18 protein-coding genes are annotated in these 19,636 nt (G+C 50.8%); 10 read left to right on the top strand and 8 right to left on the bottom strand.

Annotation, left to right across the window (positions count from 1 at the left end; genetic code table 11):
• The first annotated feature begins 249 nt into the window (after positions 1 to 249).
• The 5 genes from TH63_RS07295 (at position 250) to TH63_RS07315 (ending at position 4,798) form a co-directional block, all read left to right on the top strand.
• Positions 250 to 585, top strand: coding sequence for a hypothetical protein (locus TH63_RS07295; protein WP_048920372.1), 336 nt, complete (start codon positions 250 to 252; stop codon positions 583 to 585).
• A gap of 204 nt (positions 586 to 789) precedes the next feature.
• Complete coding sequence (locus TH63_RS07300) at positions 790 to 1,152, top strand: cupin domain-containing protein (protein WP_048920373.1); 363 nt, start codon at positions 790 to 792, stop codon at positions 1,150 to 1,152.
• 30 nt (positions 1,153 to 1,182) lie between these two features.
• Complete coding sequence (locus tag TH63_RS07305) at positions 1,183 to 2,082, top strand: LysR substrate-binding domain-containing protein (RefSeq protein ID WP_048920374.1); 900 nt, start codon at positions 1,183 to 1,185, stop codon at positions 2,080 to 2,082.
• Positions 2,083 to 2,150: 68 nt separating this feature from the next.
• Positions 2,151 to 3,359 (top strand): threonine synthase, encoded by a 1,209-nt coding sequence (locus TH63_RS07310; protein WP_231583564.1) that lies wholly within the window; start codon positions 2,151 to 2,153, stop codon positions 3,357 to 3,359.
• 227 nt (positions 3,360 to 3,586) lie between these two features.
• Positions 3,587 to 4,798 (top strand): dipeptidase, encoded by a 1,212-nt coding sequence (locus tag TH63_RS07315; protein ID WP_053093753.1) that lies wholly within the window; start codon positions 3,587 to 3,589, stop codon positions 4,796 to 4,798.
• Between the two features lie 242 nt (positions 4,799 to 5,040).
• On the opposite strand, the gene TH63_RS07320 is transcribed toward TH63_RS07315, so the two are convergent.
• From TH63_RS07320 to TH63_RS07330, 3 genes are all read right to left on the bottom strand, one after another.
• Complete coding sequence (locus TH63_RS07320) at positions 5,041 to 5,862, bottom strand: aminotransferase class IV (RefSeq protein WP_048920376.1); 822 nt, start codon at positions 5,860 to 5,862, stop codon at positions 5,041 to 5,043.
• Positions 5,863 to 5,923: 61 nt separating this feature from the next.
• Positions 5,924 to 7,075 (bottom strand): DNA-processing protein DprA, encoded by a 1,152-nt coding sequence (gene dprA, locus TH63_RS07325; RefSeq protein WP_048920377.1) that lies wholly within the window; start codon positions 7,073 to 7,075, stop codon positions 5,924 to 5,926.
• Positions 7,076 to 7,224: 149 nt separating this feature from the next.
• Positions 7,225 to 7,563, bottom strand: a complete 339-nt coding sequence (locus tag TH63_RS07330; RefSeq protein ID WP_048920378.1) for a MerR family transcriptional regulator — start codon at positions 7,561 to 7,563, stop codon at positions 7,225 to 7,227.
• A gap of 225 nt (positions 7,564 to 7,788) precedes the next feature.
• On the opposite strand from TH63_RS07330, the gene alaS reads away from it, so the two are divergent.
• From alaS to TH63_RS07345, 3 genes are all read left to right on the top strand, one after another.
• A complete protein-coding gene (gene alaS, locus TH63_RS07335; protein ID WP_048920379.1) occupies positions 7,789 to 10,410 on the top strand; it encodes an alanine--tRNA ligase in 2,622 nt (873 codons plus the stop codon).
• 196 nt (positions 10,411 to 10,606) lie between these two features.
• On the top strand, positions 10,607 to 12,064 hold the full coding sequence (gene gatB / locus TH63_RS07340) for an Asp-tRNA(Asn)/Glu-tRNA(Gln) amidotransferase subunit GatB (RefSeq protein WP_048920380.1): 1,458 nt from the start codon (positions 10,607 to 10,609) through the stop codon (positions 12,062 to 12,064).
• 18 nt (positions 12,065 to 12,082) lie between these two features.
• On the top strand, positions 12,083 to 13,207 hold the full coding sequence (locus TH63_RS07345; protein ID WP_048920381.1) for a TlpA disulfide reductase family protein: 1,125 nt from the start codon (positions 12,083 to 12,085) through the stop codon (positions 13,205 to 13,207).
• A 487-nt stretch (positions 13,208 to 13,694) separates the two neighbouring features.
• Here TH63_RS07345 and TH63_RS07350 read toward each other — a convergent pair whose 3' ends face one another.
• The 3 genes from TH63_RS07350 to TH63_RS07360 form a co-directional block, all read right to left on the bottom strand.
• The gene (locus TH63_RS07350; RefSeq protein WP_048920382.1) at positions 13,695 to 14,321 is read right to left on the bottom strand and encodes a hypothetical protein; all 627 of its coding nucleotides are present in this window, start codon (positions 14,319 to 14,321) and stop codon (positions 13,695 to 13,697) included.
• 37 nt (positions 14,322 to 14,358) lie between these two features.
• The gene (locus tag TH63_RS07355) at positions 14,359 to 14,880 is read right to left on the bottom strand and encodes an acyl-CoA thioesterase (protein WP_048920383.1); all 522 of its coding nucleotides are present in this window, start codon (positions 14,878 to 14,880) and stop codon (positions 14,359 to 14,361) included.
• Positions 14,881 to 14,994: 114 nt separating this feature from the next.
• Positions 14,995 to 15,645: a protein-L-isoaspartate(D-aspartate) O-methyltransferase gene (locus tag TH63_RS07360; protein WP_048920384.1), complete on the bottom strand. Its 651-nt coding sequence runs from the start codon at positions 15,643 to 15,645 to the stop codon at positions 14,995 to 14,997.
• 175 nt (positions 15,646 to 15,820) lie between these two features.
• Between TH63_RS07360 and TH63_RS07365 the strand changes: the two genes are divergently transcribed.
• Positions 15,821 to 17,227: a sugar transferase gene (locus tag TH63_RS07365; protein WP_048922655.1), complete on the top strand. Its 1,407-nt coding sequence runs from the start codon at positions 15,821 to 15,823 to the stop codon at positions 17,225 to 17,227.
• A 155-nt stretch (positions 17,228 to 17,382) separates the two neighbouring features.
• Positions 17,383 to 17,970 carry a riboflavin synthase gene (locus TH63_RS07370; protein ID WP_048920385.1) on the top strand — a complete coding sequence of 196 codons (588 nt, stop codon included), beginning with the start codon at positions 17,383 to 17,385 and terminating at the stop codon, positions 17,968 to 17,970.
• A 61-nt stretch (positions 17,971 to 18,031) separates the two neighbouring features.
• Here TH63_RS07370 and TH63_RS07375 read toward each other — a convergent pair whose 3' ends face one another.
• Positions 18,032 to 18,604: a phosphatase PAP2 family protein gene (locus tag TH63_RS07375; RefSeq protein WP_048920386.1), complete on the bottom strand. Its 573-nt coding sequence runs from the start codon at positions 18,602 to 18,604 to the stop codon at positions 18,032 to 18,034.
• 6 nt (positions 18,605 to 18,610) lie between these two features.
• Entirely contained in the window at positions 18,611 to 19,504 is an 894-nt protein-coding gene (hemF, locus tag TH63_RS07380) for an oxygen-dependent coproporphyrinogen oxidase (protein WP_048920387.1), read from the bottom strand.
• Between the last annotated feature and the right edge of the window lie 132 nt (positions 19,505 to 19,636).

Raw genomic sequence — 19,636 nt, forward strand, 5'->3', positions numbered from 1 at the left:
CTGAAACAGGGGTAAAAGATCAATTAGAAACATGTATTATATCATTTTATTAACATAGGTTTTCGCTATGTAAAATTAAAAATATCCTAAAAAACATGCCTGATGATTATATAAATTTTTAAATTCTTGAAAATTATACAGAAATATATGTAACTTTAGGAACCTTCACTCGTAAATCATAAAAGATAATGAATTACATTAGGTATGTAAGATAGTGAATTGCAATAGGGAATTTAAACTTTAGAAATCATGAAAAAAGACCATTTATCCACCCTGATTGCCATTGGTTTTTTCGTTGGCACTTTTGTGATAGCGTTCACCACCAATGACAGTGATGTAGCCGCTATGCGGGTTCTAGTTTATCTGGGCATTGGCTGTATTGCCGCTATGCTAACTATCTTCTGGGATAAACTTGTTGGCACTGAAAAAGCCAACCTGGAATCTGACCACAAAATCAACACTATCTTATATGACGCAGAGAAATTCTCTGAAGAGTATGGTGACGTTTACGTACTCACCGACAAGCTTAAAAAACAACGCAGAGCCAAACACAGCAACTTGGTAGCCCATAAGCACAACCTGTAGTTTGCCTTTCCCATATCATTGGTTGCCACTGCTTGCCTATCTGGCAGGGTAGAAGCAACTGAGCCCTTCTAAAAAGCCTTCCTTTCAAAAGGGAGGCTTTTTATGTTTGGAGGTTTTCCGGCGCTCCTCATTAAAAAGAAAGGCCTATACAAAGGATTTGCCTTGCTGGCTGCTATCTTCACTCTGTAATTACAACCAAGCCTCATGCAGAAAGTAAACCTCTCTCAGAAACTGTCTCTTTTCACCGACCACTGGAACCCCAGAATTGTGGGTGAGTTGAACGGGCAGCACGTAAAACTGGCCAAACTGAAAGGCGAATTTGTCTGGCATCATCATGAGCTGGAAGACGAGTTGTTTCTGGTGTTGGAGGGAACCCTTAAAATGGAATTCAGAGATAAGACGGTAGTGCTGCAAGAGGGTGAGTTTCTGGTGGTACCCAGAGGCGTAGAACATCGGCCCGTGGCCGAAGAGGAGGTAAGCATCTTGTTGTTTGAGCCCGCCAGCACCCTAAACACCGGCAACCAAACAGACAGCAACCGCACCCGTACCACGCTGGAGCATTTGTAATTCTACTTCGCAGTTTTTAATACCGCTTTTGTGATATCACACAAACATATTGTCTTCTATGAGGTGGCCCGGCAGCTCAGTTTTACCAAGGCCAGCCAGATTCTGTATATCAGCCAGTCAGCCATAAGCAAACAGGTGAAGGCGCTGGAGGAGCATTACAAAATTGGGCTGTTTGAGCGGCACGGCAACACGGTCAGCCTTACACCGGCGGGCCAGCTGCTGTTTGAGAAACTGGAAGAGGTGCACCAGATCCAGAACGACCTGCACCAGGAACTTCCCATGCTCAGCCAGGGCTTTCAGCCCCAGATCTCGCTGGTGCTGGGCGCCAGTACCACCATCTCGCTGTATATTCTTCCGCCGGTGTTGTCTGCTTACCTGGACCAACACCCCCAGGTGCAGCTGAGCCTAAAAAACCGCAACAGCCAGAACATTTTGAAGGCCCTGCTGGACCATGACATTGACCTGGGCATTATTGAGGGCATTAACAAGGTAAGCCAGGTGACCTATACCCCATTTCTAACCGATGAGGTAATAGCCGTCTGCTCTCCCCGCAACCCTTTGAAAAAGCATGAGCTAGAGATAAAAGACCTGTACCAGATTCCTTTGGCCATTCGGGAGGCCGGTTCCGGTACCCTGGCAGTTTTGGAAGAGGCGCTGGGGCATAAGGGCGTTAAACTGTCACAGTTGCCCGTAAGGGTACGGTTAGGCGGCACCGAGGCCCTCAAGAACTTTGTGCGGGTAGACACCTGCCTGGCGTTTCTGCCCCGGCAGGCGGTGGTAAAGGAGTTGGCCTCCGGGGAACTGGTGGAGGTGACCGTGAAAGATTTGCAGGTGTACCGCACCTTCAATTTTATTCAGCGCAAGGGCACGGAGAACAACGCCCCCTACAAAAACTTCATTCAGTTCATGAAACGTCAGTATTCCCTTTAGGAATAGACTATACCAAAACGCTATTTGATTTGGGCATAGCCTTTTTTCTACTTGCCGTAGAATAAGCCATGCATATGACCACCACCTTCGCCACCAGCCTTAGCACCCTTAGCCGCCTAACTTGCTCTAAATGCGGCCAGCCTTACCCATATTCTATTCTGCAGCGCGTCTCTGATTGCTGCGGTATGCCATTGTTGGCCCAGTATGACATCCCCAGCAGTTTTTCCAAGGAGTCTTTGAAAGGAAGAGAAGGCACCATGTGGCGCTACCAGGAGTTATTGCCCGTGCTGGATGAACGCTTCAAAGTGTCATTAGGCGAAGGGTTTACGCCCATACTGGAATTAAAAAACCTGGCTGAAATGTATGGGTTTGAGCATTTGGTCCTGAAGGACGAAGGCCAGAACCCTACAGGGTCTTTCAAAGCCCGCGGCCTGAGCATGGCCATATCTAAGGCGCTGGAGCTGGGGGTAGAGGGCTGTATTATTCCTACGGCCGGAAACGCAGGGGTAGCCATGGCCGCTTATTGTGCCAAAGCCAACATGTCGGCGGTGGTAGTGATGCCGCGGCACACGCCCAAAGCTTTTAAAGAGGAATGCTACTGGTACGGCGCCGAGGTCCATTTGCTGGATGGCCTGATCAATGACTGCGCCGCCCAGGCCCGCACTTTAAACAAAGACGGGCACTTGCTGGATGTTTCTACGCTCAAAGAGCCTTACCGCCTGGAAGGAAAGAAAACCATGGGCTATGAGATTGCCGAACAAGGGCAATGGCAGCTCCCTGACGTAATTCTGTATCCGGCGGGTGGTGGCACCGGGCTCATTGGCATCTGGAAGGCCTTTAAAGAAATGATTGCCCTGGGCTGGCTAGACAAAGACGTGCGCCTGCCGCGCATGGTGGCGGTACAGGCCCAGAATTGCAAACCCTTGGTAGATACCTTTGAAGGCGTCCAGGAAAACTCCCAGCACTATAACGGCTTACCCACCATTGCCAACGGCTTGGCCGTGCCCAGACCTTTGGGTGAGCCTCTCATGCTGCAGGTCTTACAGGAATCTGGCGGGACCGCCATTGCCATTACCGAAGACGAGATGCTGGAAGGCCTCAGGGAGCTAGGGCAGAAGGAAGGTCTATTTGTGGCCCCTGAAGGAGCCGCTGTCTGGATGGCCGCCCGTAAATTATTGGCCAGCGGCTGGCTTCACGCCGAGGAAAAGGTCTTGTTGCTCAACACTGGTTCGGCACAGAAATATTTAGAGAATATTGAGGGGAGATACCTGGGCTAGACCTGGGTGTCATCATTTGGATCCTGCTTCCTGGGCCACTTTGGCTTTTGGAGGCAGGATTCTCTTTTTAGCCTGTTTTCTGAAAAACGGCTCAAAAACAGAATGCTAAGGGCAAGCCTTAAGGGAAGTAAATCCTTTTAATATAAAGGCCCCTTGCCCCTCAGGGCCCTCTTTTGCAAAGCGCAGGTTTTTTGTGTAAACTAGGATTCGCATTAGATTCAATTCCCATGGGCGCAGCCAAAAAAGCAGCTTCTTTCACTTTTTCCCTTCTGGCAGGTGGTTTTCTTTTCTCCTGTTCCAGCTCTTACCAGACCTTGCACCAGAATGCCATCTTGGTAGATACCCACAATGATGTCTTGTCGCAGGTGATTTTTGAAGGGCATTCCGTGGAGACGGACCTGACGGGTAAAGCCCACACCGACCTAGCCCGCCTGAAAAAAGGAGGAATGGATGTGCAGATCTTTGCCGTTTTCTGTGACGAGACCTACGGCAGCGGCCGTGCCTTCGCGTTTGCCAACCAGCAGATAGACAGCCTGGAGGCCCTGGTACGCCGCAACCCCGACAAACTTCAACTGGTAGCCACGCCCGCCCAGATGCGCGCGGCCGTAAAGTCAGGCAAGATTGCCTCCCTGACCGGGGTAGAGGGCGGCCACATGATAGAAGACAATCTGGACAACCTTAATCACCTCTATCGCCGCGGGGCGCGCTACCTGACCCTTACCTGGAACAACAGCACCTCCTGGGCTTCTTCGGCCGCCGATGAAACCAAAGGCACGGGCTTTAACGGGAAAAAAGGGCTGAATGACTTCGGGAAACAGGTGGTACACCGCATGAACGACCTGGGCATGCTGGTGGACCTGTCGCACGTGGGGGAGCAAACGTTCTGGGATGTGATAGAGACCACCACCAAACCGGTTCTGGTCTCCCATAGCTGCGCCGCCGCCTTATGCGCGCATTCCCGTAACCTTAAGGATAACCAACTGAAAGCCCTGGCTAAAAACGGCGGGGTGATCCATCTTAACTTCTTCTCTGAGTTTCTGGACAGCTCCTATAACCAGCGCGTGAAAGATTTCACCAACCGTCACCAGGCGGAAATTAAAGCCCTGGAGGCGAAAGGCCTTACTGGCCTGCAACTAAGGGCAGCGCTTTACCGGCAGTTCCCGGAAGAAACCAGGACCCTGAACCCGCCTTTGTCGGTGCTACTGGACCACATAGACCACGTGGTGAAGGTGGCCGGGATTGACCACGTAGGCTTGGGCTCTGACTATGACGGCATCTCCTCGGCGCCCACCGGGCTGGAGGACGTGAGCACGTACCCCATGATTACCAAGGCACTGCTGGAGCGAGGCTACAAAAAGAAGGACATAGAGAAAATCTTAGGCGGCAACTTTATTCGGGTATGGGAAGCCAACACGCCTGCCCAGGTGGCGGCTAAATAAGCATGATCTTGTTTTGAGCCTGTTTTTCAGAAAACACCCCCAAAACGAGAAGACATTACTTTTTTTGCTCCTAAGCCCATGTCCTCCACCTCCTCGGTCTGTCCCCTGACAGACCGAACCTACTTCAGGTGGTGTCCTGTCAGGGGGAAAGGTCAAGGGAGGGAGTAAAGCCAAAGAAATAAAGCCAGTGGAATAATTCCCTTTTGAGCCTGTTTTTCTGAAAATAAGCTTAAACTAGAAAATTAACGGGACAAGAACTCTTGCTCCAGTTGCTCCAGCAGTTCTACGTCCATAGATAGTTCTTCCCCTTCCAGGGAACTGAGGGCCCGCAGACCGGTTACATTTCCGCTGAAGACAAGGTCAGCGTCTGTTAAAACTGGGAACTGGAAAAATCCTTCCTTGACCGGCCAGTTCTTCTTCAGTGCCCACCTGATTACGTTTCTGCGCATGATCCCATTCAAACAGCCGGTGGCCAAGGCCGGGGTGAACAGGGTTTGTTCCTTGACCCAGAAAATATTGGAATAGGTGAGTTCGGCTACATTTCCCAGTGGGTCTAGCAAAAGCATGTCATCCAGAGCTCGTTCCTGCTTTTCTATGCTTGCCTGTACGTATACCGGCGCGTTAATCCCTTTGAACGCCGAAAAAGGAGAGGGGATGGTGGTAATAGATGTACAAATGCCTACTTCCAAAGGCGTGGTGGCGGGCGCTGAAAAAGGCTGGGCTGTCACCAGCCAATCTGCTTGGTGGGTTTGGGGCGTGTACAAGCCTTCGCCGGAGCGCCAGACTTTCAACTTAAACCTGACTTGGGAGGTGCATTCGTTTTGCTTGCCCAAGTTTAATAGCTGGTCTGGGAAATCAGCTGATAGAAACACCTCGGGAAGCTCTAACCTCAAGGTCTCGCAGGCTTCCTTCATACGCGCCAAATGGTCTGCCCAGAACCTTACCTTTCCGTAAGACCCAAGCAAGGTCTCAAAGAAGCCATCACCGTATTGGAACGCCCGGTTAGAGACCGTCAAACAGAGGTCTTCTTCTGGAATAATCTCACCGTTGTAGAGCAGGAACACCTTTTATAATTAAGAATTAGTAATTAAGAATTAAGAATTACCTCAGGTAATCATCCTTGCGTTAGACCAGGCCATATAGTTTTCCGGGCATGCCTTTGACCAGGCCGCTCATCTCCAGGGTGAAAAGCACAGAGGAAAGCTGTCCCATGGTAAACTGGGTATGTCTGCTTAAAACATCTATATGGGTGGGTCCGGCCTGCTGCAAAACCCGCAACACCTGCTGCTGTTCAGCTGGGAACCCCGAAAGGTCAAGGGCAGGTACAGGTTTTGGCAGGGAGGCGGGAGCCAGGGCTTTGTCCCAGTTCAGGAGCTCTTCCAGGTCTTTGGCTCTGGTATAGGGAACGGCCTTGAGGCTTTTGATCAGTTGGTTACAGCCCTGTGAGGTCTCTGAGGTGATAGGTCCGGGCACTGCCATCACTTCGCGGTCATAACTATGGGCGATGTCTGCGGAGATAAGGGAGCCGCCTTTGCTGGTAGACTCCACCACAATGGTGCAATCGGCCATGCCGGCAATAATGCGGTTACGCGAGGGAAAACGCGGGGCATCGGGCTTGGTCCCGAACGGAAACTCTGAAAGCAAGCCGCCCTGCTGCAGCATTCGTTCGGCATCACGGGTATGCACGGTAGGGTAGATGGTTTCCAGGCTGTTGGCCATCACGCCAATGGTGGACAGTCCTTCCTTTAGGGCGGCCCTGTGGGAGATGATGTCAATCCCGTAGGCCAGTCCGCTTACCACCAGCGCGTTATGCTTCACCAAGTCCTGCACCAATTGCTCCGTCACTACCCGGCCATACTCCGTGCTTTTGCGGGTGCCCACAATACTGATGACCTTGGGGGCATTGAGGTTGGCCGTGCCTTTGTAATACAGCAGGAGCGGGGCGTCTGGCAGATCGCGGAGCCGGTCGGGGTAGGCCGTGTTGGTGTAATACAGTAGCTGCACCTCCTCCTTTTCTGCCCTTAGAATCACTTCTTCTGCTTGCCTTAGCGCTGCCTCTTTGTTGGCCAGAATACTGCGGACCAATACCTCGCCAATGCGCGGTATTTTGGCCAAACGGTCTTTTGGCGCAGAAAAAACGGCCTCAGGGGTACCCAGATAATTCACCAGGGTCCGCGCCGTACCACCCCCTACCTGGGGAATAAGCGGCAAGGCCACCTGGTAGAGCAAATCCTGGGGATTTGAGTCCTGAGTTCTGAATCGGGAGTACTGAGTCATGCGTTTTTCCTGTTACGAAGGGCAACAAGAGGTGTTAACGAAAACCGTTTTGGGTCTGTTTTCTAAAAAACAGGCCCAAAACGGTTTTATAGGTGAATGGTAAATATGAAAGCTCGAACTTTCTAAGGCTCCTGTCAATTCAGAACTCCTTACGGCAACTGCGATTTGATACTGATCAAAAACTCCTTCACTTTCTCCAGGCTTTGTACCATCTCAAATTTCTCGCGGGCCTGCACGCCGCGGGTTTTGAGCATTTCGCGGGCGCCTTGTATGGTATAGCCACGCTCCTTTACCAGGTGGTACACAAAGCGCAGGTTCTCAATGTCTTTAGGCGAGAAAAGGCGGTTGCCTTTCTTGTTCTTCTTAGGCTTAAGAATATCAAATTCGGTCTCCCAGAACCTGATCAGGGACGGGGCTACTTCAAACATGGCGGCTACCTCGCCAATGCTGTAATACTGCTTCTCTATGTCTCGTTCTTTGTAAGGCACTTTGTGGAAGTTAAAAGTTAAAAGTTAAAAGTGATGAGTTAAGAGTGGTGAAGGGATAGAGCTAACTTCTACCTCTAAACTTTTAACTCTTAACTAAAACGCCCTTTTGCTAAAAAAGCTTACTTTTGCAAAGGAGGCGATGCGTGCTTAAAAGGCAAAAATTCGTTTTTTCTTTCGCATTTACAACACTTTGCGCCTCCTATTACAAAGCTATTATTTAAATACATGACCTCGGCTCAGATACGTCAGCAGTTCCTAGATTTCTTCGCCTCCAAAGGCCACCAGATTGTTCCGTCGGCGCCCATTGTGGTAAAAGACGATCCTACGCTCATGTTCATCAACTCGGGCATGGCCCCGTTCAAGGATTATTTCCTGGGCAACAAGCCGGCGCCGTACGCGCGGGTAGCCGATACCCAGAAGTGTCTGCGGGTGTCTGGGAAGCACAATGATCTGGAAGAAGTGGGCTATGACACCTACCACCACACCATGTTTGAGATGCTGGGGAACTGGAGCTTTGGAGATTATTTCAAACAGGATGCTCTGAAATGGTCCTGGGAATTATTGACAGAGGTGTACAAGCTGCCCAAAGACAGGCTGTACGTGTCGGTTTTCCAGGGAGATGCTTCTGAGAACCTACCCATGGACCAGGAAGCCTTTGACATCTGGAAGACCATGATTGCCGAAGACCGCATCTTAATGGGCAACAAGAAGGATAACTTCTGGGAGATGGGCGATACCGGTCCCTGCGGTCCCTGTTCTGAGATCCACGTGGATTTGCGATCTGACGAAGAGCGGGCACAGGTAGATGGAAAGTCGTTGGTGAACAATGACCACCCGCAGGTGGTGGAAATCTGGAACAACGTGTTCATGGAGTTCAACCGTTTAGCCGATGCTTCTTTGGTGAAACTCCCTGCGCAGCACGTAGATACGGGCATGGGCTTCGAGCGTTTGTGCATGGCCATTCAGGGCAAGCAGTCCAACTATGACACCGACGTTTTCCAGCCGATGATTCAGTTCATTGCCAAGGAAGCCGGTGTGACTTATGGCGAGAATGAAAAAGTTGACATTGCCATCCGGGTTATCGCCGACCACATAAGGGCCATTTCCTTTACCATCGCTGACGGGCAGTTACCGTCCAATAATAAGGCGGGCTACGTAATCCGCCGGATTCTTCGCCGCGCGGTGCGGTATTCATTTACCTATCTGAACTTCAAGAAGCCTTTCCTGAACACCATTGTGCCGGTACTGGCCGACCAGATGGCGAATGTTTTCCCGGAACTGAAAGCGCAGCAGGCCTTTGTGCAGCGCGTGATTGAGGAAGAAGAAAACGCTTTCCTGCGTACGCTGGAGAACGGCCTGAAAAGAATAGAAGCATTACAGGATACCTTTAAAGCCAATGGCAATATCATTGACGGCAAGACCGCCTTTGAACTGTATGATACCTTCGGGTTTCCGCTGGATTTAACGGCCCTTATTGCCAAAGAGCACGGTTTCTCCATTGACGAATCTGGGTTTACCACCGAGATGGAACAGCAGAAAAACCGCTCCCGCAACGCCGCCCAAACCGAGCAGGGCGACTGGGTAGTACTACAGCCAGACGTGGAAACAGAGTGGGTAGCCTATGACGCCGACCAGGTGGAAGCCAGAATTGTCCGGTACCGCCAAGTGACCGCCAAAAACAAAAAAGAATTCCACGTAGTATTGGACCGCACGCCTTTCTATGCCGAAAGCGGCGGACAGGTTGGCGACACCGGTGTGCTGGAATCTACCTCTGGCTCTGTAAAAGTGCTGGACACCAAGAAGGAGAATGACCTGATTGTGCACATCACGGCAGATCTACCCAAAGACCTTTCGGCACCGGTAATAGCCAAAGTAGACAGCAAGCGCCGGGAACTCATCAAGAAAAATCACTCGGCCACACACTTACTGCATGCAGCCTTAAAGCAGGTTTTGGGTGACCACGTGAACCAGAAGGGCTCTTTGGTCAGTGATAAGCTTCTTCGTTTTGACTTCTCGCATTTCACCAAGGTAACCGAGGAGCAATTACGTGAGGTAGAGCATATTGTGAACCAGCGAATCAGAGAATCCATTGAAAAGGACGAGCGCCGGAACGTGCCAATTGAGGATGCCAAGAAACTGGGCGCCACCGCTTTGTTTGGTGAGAAATACGGCGACTTCGTGCGGGTGATTACCTTTAACCGTGATTACTCCATTGAATTGTGCGGCGGTATTCACGTGCAAAACACCGGTAACATAGGGTTCTTCAAGATTGTAAGTGAAAGCTCGGTGGCTGCCGGGGTACGCCGTATAGAAGCCGTCACCGCCGATGTGGCCGAGCAGTTTGTAGACGAGCAGATCACGCAGTTTGAGGAAGTAAAGCAGGTATTGGGCGTACAGAAAGAGTTCGGCAAGGCCATTGAGAAATTGCAGGACGAGAACGCGGCCTTGCGCAAGCAACTGGAAGCCTTTGAACTAAAGCAGGTGACGGCCCAGAAAGAAAAGCTGGCCTCTGAAGTGCGCTCCGTAAACGGCGTTAATTTCCTGGCCGCCCGCGTAGACGTAAGCAACGCCGATTACCTCAAGAAACTGGCCTTTGACCTGCGCAGCGTGGTTAACAACCTGGTGCTGGTATTGGGCGCCAACGTAGACGGCAAGCCTCAACTAGCCGTTATGTTGTCAGATGAAGTGGTTTCCGGCAAAGGCCTGAACGCCGTGCAGATGATCAAGGAACTAGCCAAAGAGATTAAAGGCGGCGGCGGCGGGCAACCGTTCTACGCCACGGCCGGGGGCAAGGAAGTAGCAGGCTTAGACGCTGCCTTAGCTAAAGCGGAGGCGCTGGTGCAATAAGGAAATTCTGTTTTGAGCCTGTTTTTTAGAAAACAGGCTCAAAACAGATATTAGCAACCAACTGGCGCGAGTCTCCAGACTCGCGCCAAAGAAAAGAATAGGAAGAAAACAAAGCCGTTTTAAGGTTGTTTTCCGGAAAATAGACCCAAAACAAAAATCGTGTTACGTGCTACGTGATACGTGCTACTAGAAAAACATGAACGAAGACATCCGTTCCCAGTACCAGGCAATTATTGGTCTGGAGGTACACGCGCAGTTATTGACTGAGAGCAAGGCATATTCCTCAGACTCCACGGAGTACGGCATGCTGCCCAACACCAACCTGAGCGTGATCACGCTGGGCCACCCGGGTACTTTGCCGCGTGTGAACAAGAAGGTGGTGGAGATGGCCATGAAAATGGGCGTGGCTACTAACTGTGAAATCAGACGCCATAACCTGTACGCCCGAAAGAACTACTTCTACCCAGATCTTCCTAAAGGCTATCAGATCACGCAGGACAAGACGCCTATCTGCACTTTGGGCTACATGGATATCAAAACCAAGGATGGCGGCGAAAAACGCATTGGCATTACCCGCATCCACATGGAAGAGGATGCCGGAAAATCCATGCACTTGGCCGGAGAGACCGAGACCCTGGTAGACTTGAACCGCGCCGGTACGCCTTTGATTGAGATTGTGTCTGAGCCGGACATCAGGGATTCTGAGGAAGCCTACGCCTACCTGACTCAGATCAAGAAGTTGGTGCAGTACCTGGAGATCTGCGACGGCAACATGGAGGAAGGCTCTCTGCGCTGTGACGCCAACATCTCTGTGATGAAGAAAGGCGCCAGCAAGTGGGGCACCAAGGTGGAGGTGAAGAACATGAACTCCTTCCGGAATGTGCAGCGCGCCATTGAACATGAGATCGACCGTCAGATTGAGATTTTGGAGAACGGGGGAGTTATTGACTCGGAGACCCGGAACTTTGACGCCAACACCGGCACCACCACCGGCATGCGCTCCAAAGAAACCATGAATGATTACCGGTACTTCCCGGAGCCGGACCTTCCGCCGGTGATCATCTCTGAGGAATGGCTGCACTCGGTGAAGGAAAGCATGCCCGCGCTTCCGCAGGAATTGCATAACCGCTTTACACAGGAATACGGCCTGTCTGACTATGACGCCAACGTGTTAGTAGACAGCAAAGACATTGCCCTGTACTTTGACCAGCTGTGCCAGCACACTCAGAACTACAAGGCAGCCGCCAACTGGATGAGCGGTCCGGTAAAAAGTTACCTGAACGAGTTGACGTTGCACATGGGGGCGTTCCCTTTGAAACCGGAGCAAATTGCCGGGGTCATCGCCCTGGTAGACAGCAACAAAGTAAGCCACACCGTGGCGGCCAAACAGATTTTTCCGTATCTGCTAGAAAACCCCGGCAAAACCGCGCAGCTGGTAGCCACCGAGCAGAACCTGGTGCAGGAGTCTGACGAAGGTGCCCTGCAGGCCATCATTGACAGCGTGCTGGCAGCCAACCCCGGGAAAGTGGCGGAATACAAAGCCGGCAAAGCGTCGTTGCTGGGCATGTTCATGGGTGATCTCATGAAGCAGACCAAAGGCAAAGCCGATCCTAAGATCGCGAATAAGTTATTGAAAGAGAGCCTTGATAAATAGGTTCACCTCTATAAAACTATGAAGAAACAAATCATCTTAGCAGCAGCCGCGTTAGCGTTGTTGGGGGCCTGCCAGAAGAAAGGTGTCACCACCACTGATACGGATAAGACCTACCGCATCTCAGGTAAGATAAACAACATGACCACCGGCAAGGTCTATCTGGATGAGCTGGGCGAGCAGGCCTTTGTACCCAAAGACACCGCCAGCATCAACAAAGACGGGACCTTTGTGATGGAGGGCACCGTAACTGAGCCGGCCATCTATAAGCTTGCCTTTGATAACCAGGAAGGCATCATGCTGGTGGTAGACAACCAGAGCATTGAGATCACCGCTGATTCTGGGAAAGTGGCCCAAACCTACTCTGTGAAAGGCTCCAAGGATTCTGAGCTGATCAAGGAACTCAACGGCATTATGCAAGCCATTCAGACCAGTTCCATGGCCCTCAACGACCGGTTCCAGAAAGCATCGGCATCTGGCAACCAGGAGGAGATGAAAAAGCTGCAGGATGAGTTTCTGGCTATTCAGCGGGATAACCAGAACAAGCTTAAGGCTTTTATCAAGGCGAACCCCAAATCTGTGGTGTCTGTGTATACCGCCGGCAACATCCTGAACCTGGATGAGCAGTTCCCCTTTGTAGACAGCATGGCCACGGCTTTTAAAACCACGCTCCCGGCCTCAAAATACACCAAGGCTTTGGAGGCCCGTCTAAGCCAGATGCGCGCCACCGCCCTGGGCAGCGTCGCCCCAGATATTAAGCTTCCTTCTCCTGAAGGGCAAGAAGTTGCTTTGTCCAGCCTGAAAGGAAAATATGTCCTGATTGATTTCTGGGCCAGTTGGTGCGGACCGTGCCGACAGGAAAACCCGAACGTGGTGCGCATGTACAACAAGTACAAAGACAAAGGCTTTGAGATCTTCGGGGTGAGCCTGGACCAGGACCGCGGTAAATGGCTGAAAGCGATTGCCACCGATAAACTGACCTGGCCGCATGTTTCTGACCTGAAAGGCTGGGAAAGCAGCGCCGCCGGCCTGTATGGCATTACCGCTATCCCGCAGACTGTGTTGCTAGACAAAGAAGGCAAGATCATCGCCAAGAATTTGCGTGGCGCAGCCCTGGAAGAAAAACTGGCTTCTTTGTTGAAATAGGTAACTACTAGTAAATCAATCTATTTTAAGCCTGTTTTTCTGAAAACAGGCTTAAAACGCAAAAGGAAAGGCCCGGATGAATTTTCATCCGGGCCTTTCCTTTTGTCCAGTGGTTCCTAAAGCGAGCCTTTTACAGTTTTTCAAACAAGCCCTTTTTGGCGCAAACACCCGCAGGGGTTCGAAGACAAACTCGATTTCTCTATTTCTCTATTTCTCTCTCTCTACTTCTTACCTCTCTACCTCTCTCTGTCATCCTGAAAGGATCTTGGTAGCGAACCGTAATGACATTAATTACACGCTACTGCCGTACGCCTAAAAGGTCCTATCAGGATGGCAAAAATATAAATAACAGGGGGGCAGGCAGGGCAAAAAGCGGCCTGGGTTAAAACAAAAGCGAATCCTTGCACCAGAAATAGGAAGTGAATTGGCAACGTGGCCTTCCTGGCTTAAAACTTTTTCCTGCTTTTCCTTCCAATCAGCTTAAAGCCTACTGCAGGAAAATCTTCTGCAACACGTCCCAAAGTTTTTTCTTCAGGTCCACGCTTTTCTCAATATCCGCCAGGGAATCCACCAATACAAACCGAGAGTCCCCGGAGCGGTACATGCGGTAGAATTCCATCTTGGCCAGGTTGGCCACCGGAAGCCCTTGGCCGAACAAGATAATATGTTGCGCCTGCTGCTTGGCGGCAATCTGCTTCACATCATGTTCCAGAGCCGTAGACAATTTCCCGAACTGGATCTGCCTGGTAGTAAGCCCAACGGCCGCCATTACTTTCTGCAGGAACAGGTGCTGTGGCAATTGCTGGAAAACATCCTCGGGAACATCAAATAACAGATAAGTGCCTTTCACCGCCTCGCCCAGCCATTTGATGGGTTCTTTGGTTGGTGTCGTTGAAACAGGGGTAGAATTTTCAACCACCGACGCTTCTGGCTGAATTGGTGGTACAGACGGCATCTCTGGCGTGGCTGCTTTTGGGTTTGCCGGGATGGACGGTACCACCGCGGCACCCGTTAAGGGAACAGCCTCCTGGCTAATAGGCTCCGGGATAAAGTAAAGGGTATCCTGCCCGTAAAGCTCCTGCAGGAAAGGGATATCTGGGTGTGAAGCGTCCATTCAGTTTTGGGCCTGTTTTTAAGAAAACGAAGGGAAATCAGTCCTTTATATCAAACAGAGATTTCAGTTCGGTAGCGTCATTGGGTTTCATACGGCCGGCCAGGATGAGTCTAAGCTGACGACGGCGTAAGGCCCCTGCGTATTTCTCTTTTTCTTCCTCTGTTTCGGGCATGGCTTCTGGTACGGGCAGGGGTTTGCCGGCATCATCCAGCGCCACAAAGGTGAAATACGCCTCGTTAGACTTTACCTTGGTGCCAGACGGGATATCCTCGGCCCAAACGGTAATATGCACTTCCATAGAGGTACTGAAGGCGCGGGTTACTTGCGCTTCCAGGGTGATCACGTTGCCTAGTTTAATGCTTTCCCGGAAGGATACATTGTCAACGGAGGCGGTCACCACAATGCGGTTGGAATGTTTTTGGGCGGCAATGGCAGACACAATGTCCATCCAGTGCATCATGCGGCCTCCCATTAGGTTGTGCAGGGTGTTGGTATCGTTGGGCAGGACCAGTTCGGTCATGCGGACATAAGAGTCTCTGACGTTTTTCTGCTTGCGCATAAAGAGAAGGGTAGTTTCTAGGCACAAAGATACAGTCCAAATACCAAAGCCTTCAGTTTTTATTGCAGAGAAAGATTGGGAAGAAGTTGGTTCTTTCCCTTACTATTAAAGAGGTTATTTCCAGCCTTGGCTGCCCAACAGCGGCACGAACTTAAAGTTATCAAATTCTTCCTTTGTGAATTCCTCCTGGCCCAGGCGCGTTACCCGCAGCATTTTCTGAACCGCAGTATCACCTACCGGAATCACCAGCATGCCCCCAATGGTGAGTTGCTTTAAAAGGGTTTTAGGGATGATAGGCGCCCCGGCTGTGACCAGAATTTTGTCAAACGGGGCGTGATCGGGAAGTCCTTCAGAGCCATCGCCCAGAAATGCCTGCGGGTGCAGGTCCATTAATTGGAATTGCCGCTGAGCTTTAAGGTAAAGGGGCTTGTTATATTCTATAGTATAGACGTTGGGCGTGAGCTGGAGCAGGATGCTGCATTGGTACCCAGAGCCGGTGCCAATCTCCAGCACTTTGTCGGTGGGCTTCACATCCAGGAGCTCGGTCTGGTAGGCCACAGTATAAGGTTGCGAAATGGTTTGGCCTTCGCCAATAGGAAATGCTTTGTCCTGGTAGGCCTGCTCCACAAAAGCTTTTTCAAAGAAAAAGTGGCGGGGCACTTGCTCAAGCGCCTTTAATACTTTCATGGACCTGATTCCCTTTTCATGGACAATGCGCACCAGGCTTTTGCGCATGCCTTTATGTTTGTAACTGTCTATGAGCATAGATAAGTGGTTCTACTATCTGGTACGAATTTCGCAGCCAAGAGGCGAATTAACACACTAATTCGGGAATAAGCCATATAACCTTTCTCCTAATAAATTTTAAGGAAGGTTTGGATTTAGAATGTAGCTTTGTAGCAGAATGGCTGCCTCTGATGGGTCATTTACAAGAAACACCATGCGTTTAAACCATACCCTACATACTTATAAGCTTGTATTAGGAGATTTTGTAGCAGCTTTTCTGGCGTGGTCTGTCTTTTACCTCTGCATCAATTCCCCGTTTGCAGGGTCCGGAGAGGGTATAGGAGTCCAGTTCCTGGGCAAGTCTTTTCTGGTGGCCTCTTTCTGGGTAATCCTGTATGCGCTGTTAGGCCGTTACCGGAATATCTATCGCCTGTCCAGGTTCAAGGAAATTTTATTGTTGGCGGGCATCTCCTTAAGCGGAGGGGTAGTCATCTTCCTGGCTTTCCTGCTGGAAGACCCTGTCATTCCAGATTATTCGGTGTACTATGAGCCGGTAGGCCTCTATTTCCTGCTGCATTTCCTGTTCTCCGTCATTTTCAAGATGATTACCTTGCACCACTTAAAGGAACTGGTGCTGGACGGGAAGATCTTTTTCAATACCCTGGTGGTGGGCTCAAGCAGCAACGCCCGCGAAGTATATGATGAACTCATCAACCATAACCGCCACCTGGGCCTTAAGATAGTGGGCTTTATGCAGAGTGTGCCTTCCCAGCCGCATTCCTTCCAGGAACAGATCCCGTCCCTGGGGTCCTTCCATAAACTGCCGGCCGTCATCAAGAGTCACCAGGTAGAGGAAGTGGTGATCGCTATTGAACCTTCTGAGCATAAACTTATTGAGTTAATCCTGAGTTACCTGGAAGGGGAATCCGTGAGGATAAGTATTTTGCCTGATGTGTACCAGATCTTGCTAGGCTCTGTGAAAGTGGCCCACCTTTTTGGAACGCCCTTAATTGAGGTGAAGCGTGATCTCTTACCGGTGTGGCAGCAAATCCTGAAACGGGTCATAGACCTAAGTGCCGCGGTGGTCGTGCTTGTCTTTTTCTCCCCCTTGTATATCTCCCTGGCGTTTCTGGTAAAGCTGTCATCCCCAGGGCCCATATTCTTTTCTCAGGAAAGGGTAGGCTGGCAGGGGAAACCCTTTCGGATCTACAAATTCAGAAGTATGTGCGTAAACGCCGAACAAGATGGACCTTCTCTTTCTTCTGATGAAGACCCCCGGGTAACCAAACTGGGCCGTTTTATGCGAAAAGTGAGGTTAGACGAGCTCCCGCAATTCTACAACGTCTTGATTGGCGATATGAGCTTGGTGGGACCCCGGCCCGAACGGCAACATTTTATTGACCTTATCACCCAAAGGGCACCCCATTACAAACACCTGCACCGGGTCCGTCCGGGTATCACCTCGCTGGGCCAGGTAAAATTCGGGTATGCCCAAAACGTGGAGGAAATGGTGAAACGCCTCAAATACGACATCCTATACATAGAAAACATGTCCCTGGCCATGGATTTCAGGGTGATGCTCTACACCATTAAAATCATTGTTCAGGGGAGAGGGAAGTAATTAAATGAGTGGTTGAATGAATGAGAGAATGAGTGATTAGAAGAATGTTAGTTAGTCTTCTTTATTGAAATCGCTTATTTTAATTCATTATTCATGTACATCATCAACTTTACATCCTTCTCTCATTCATTCAACCACTCAATCACTCATTTAAAATGTTCACCGGAATAATAGAAGCACAAGCTGAGGTATTGGAGGTTAGGGAAGACCAGTCGAACCGTCATTTCACGTTGCGCTGCCCCTTTACCCATGAGTTGAAGATTGACCAGAGCGTGGCCCATAACGGGGTGTGCCTGACGGTGGTGGCCCTGGAAGGGGATACCTATACCGTGACCGCCATCGCGGAAACGCTTTCCCGGACTAACCTGGGGCAGCTTACGCCCGGTGATACGGTGAACCTGGAGCGTTGCCTATTGGCTAACAGCCGCTATGACGGGCACATTGTGCAGGGGCACGTAGACCAGGTGGGTATTTGTGAATCAGTCACAGACCAGAATGGAAGCTGGCTTTTTAGGTTTTCGTACCAGCCGCAATCCGCGGGGCACATGACCGTGGAGAAAGGCTCTATCTGCGTGAACGGCATTAGCCTGACGGTGGTAGAATCTGGCGAAGACTTTTTCAGCGTGGCCATTATTCCCTACACCTATGAGTTCACTAACCTACACGCGGTGAAACCCGGCGACCAGGTGAACCTGGAGTTTGATATCATTGGGAAGTACGTAGCCAGGTTGCTTCAAAAGTAAAATCCGTTTTTGGCCTGTATTCAGAAAAACAGGCCCAAAACGGATTTGAGAATAGACAAGCTTACTTCTGCCAGAACGGAAACCGCTTATGGATTTGCCGGTCGGCGACCAGGGCCAGGTGGGCGGCGCCAATGCCAAGCAGCGCCCCGGCCAGAACATCCCCGGGGTAGTGCACGCCCAGGTATACCCGGCTATAGGAGATGGCCACGGCCCAAACCAACAACACGCCTTTCAGGTGCCATTGCCGGTGCGGCAGAAGCATGTACACAAAAATGGCTACGGCAAAAGCATTGGCGGCATGCGAAGAGACAAACCCAAACCGACCTCCGCAGCCGTCTATGGCATCCACGACACCATTCAGTAATTGGTCATGGCAAGGTCTGAGCCGGGCAAAATAAGGCTTTAAAATGCCGGAGGAAATGTAATCTGCCAGGCCTACCGCCGCTCCCAGGCAAAGCACCATCAGCCAGCCCCGCCGCTTGTAAAAATATACCAGCAACACAATCAAGACTACATAAAAAGGCAGCCAGACAAATTTGTTGGAGATGGTGACCATGACCACGTCCCAGAACGAAGACCGGTAACTATGGAATTCCAGAAATAAGGCCTGGTCAAAGGCTTTTAGTCTTTCCATGGCGGGTTATAGGTTGACCCAGTCAATTCCTTTCCGGAAGAATTCAGAAGCCTGGGCCTCCGGGGAGCCGGGCTCCGGGGAATGGCTGTACTGCCAGCTAGCCAGAGGCGGCAAACTCATAAGGATGGACTCGGTGCGGCCCTTGGTTTCCAGCCCGAACTTTGTGCCCCGGTCATTCACCAGGTTAAACTCCACATACCGGCCGCGTCTGATCAGTTGCCAGTCTTTTTCGGCTTGAGAATAAGGCAGTTGTTTGTTCTGGTTGGCAATGGCAGTATAGGTAGGGGCAAAGGTGTCGGCTACGGCTTTCACAAATTCAAACCGTTCTTCCAGGGAGATCTCAGGAGTAGCCGTTAACCGGTCAAAGAAAATGCCGCCTACGCCCCGGGTTTCCTCACGGTGCGGAATATAGAAATAGTCATCGGCCCAGTTCTTGAACTCTGGATAATAAGAAGGCTGAAAGCGGTCACAGGTGGCTTTGAGTTGCTGGTGAAAGAACCGTACTTGGTCCTGGTTTACGTAAATGGGCGTAAGGTCTATGCCGCCGCCAAACCAGGCCTCGCCGTTGCCCGCCTCAAAGTAGCGCACGTTCATGTGTGTGATGGGCACATGCGGGTTTTCTGGGTGCATGACCACCGACACGCCCGTGGCAAAGAAATGCGGGTCGGGCAGGTGTAGGGCTTGCGCGGCAAGCTTAGGTAAAATACCCTCTACCGCCGAGAAGTTCACGCCACCTTTTTCAAACACGGCCCCGTTCTGGATCACGCGGGCCGCGCCTCCGCCGCCTCCGGGCCTTTCCCAATGGTCTTCCTGAAATTTAGCAATCCCATCGCAGGCTTCTAAATCCTGGCAAAGGCGTTCCTGAAATGACTTAAACCAGCGTTGTATCGTATCTTTCATAGGTGCAAAGAGGGTTGTTTTAGAGCCGTTTTGGCAAAAATAGCCTATAAATGGGAGAGAGCCGCAAATTCCTTATTTTGCTTTCTTCAGGATTACCCGTAATTTAGAAAACAAACAAATGTTAGCTTATGA

The sequence above is a fragment of the Rufibacter radiotolerans genome (assembly GCF_001078055.1).
In the GTDB taxonomy this organism is placed as follows: Bacteria; Bacteroidota; Bacteroidia; order Cytophagales; family Hymenobacteraceae; genus Nibribacter; species Nibribacter radiotolerans.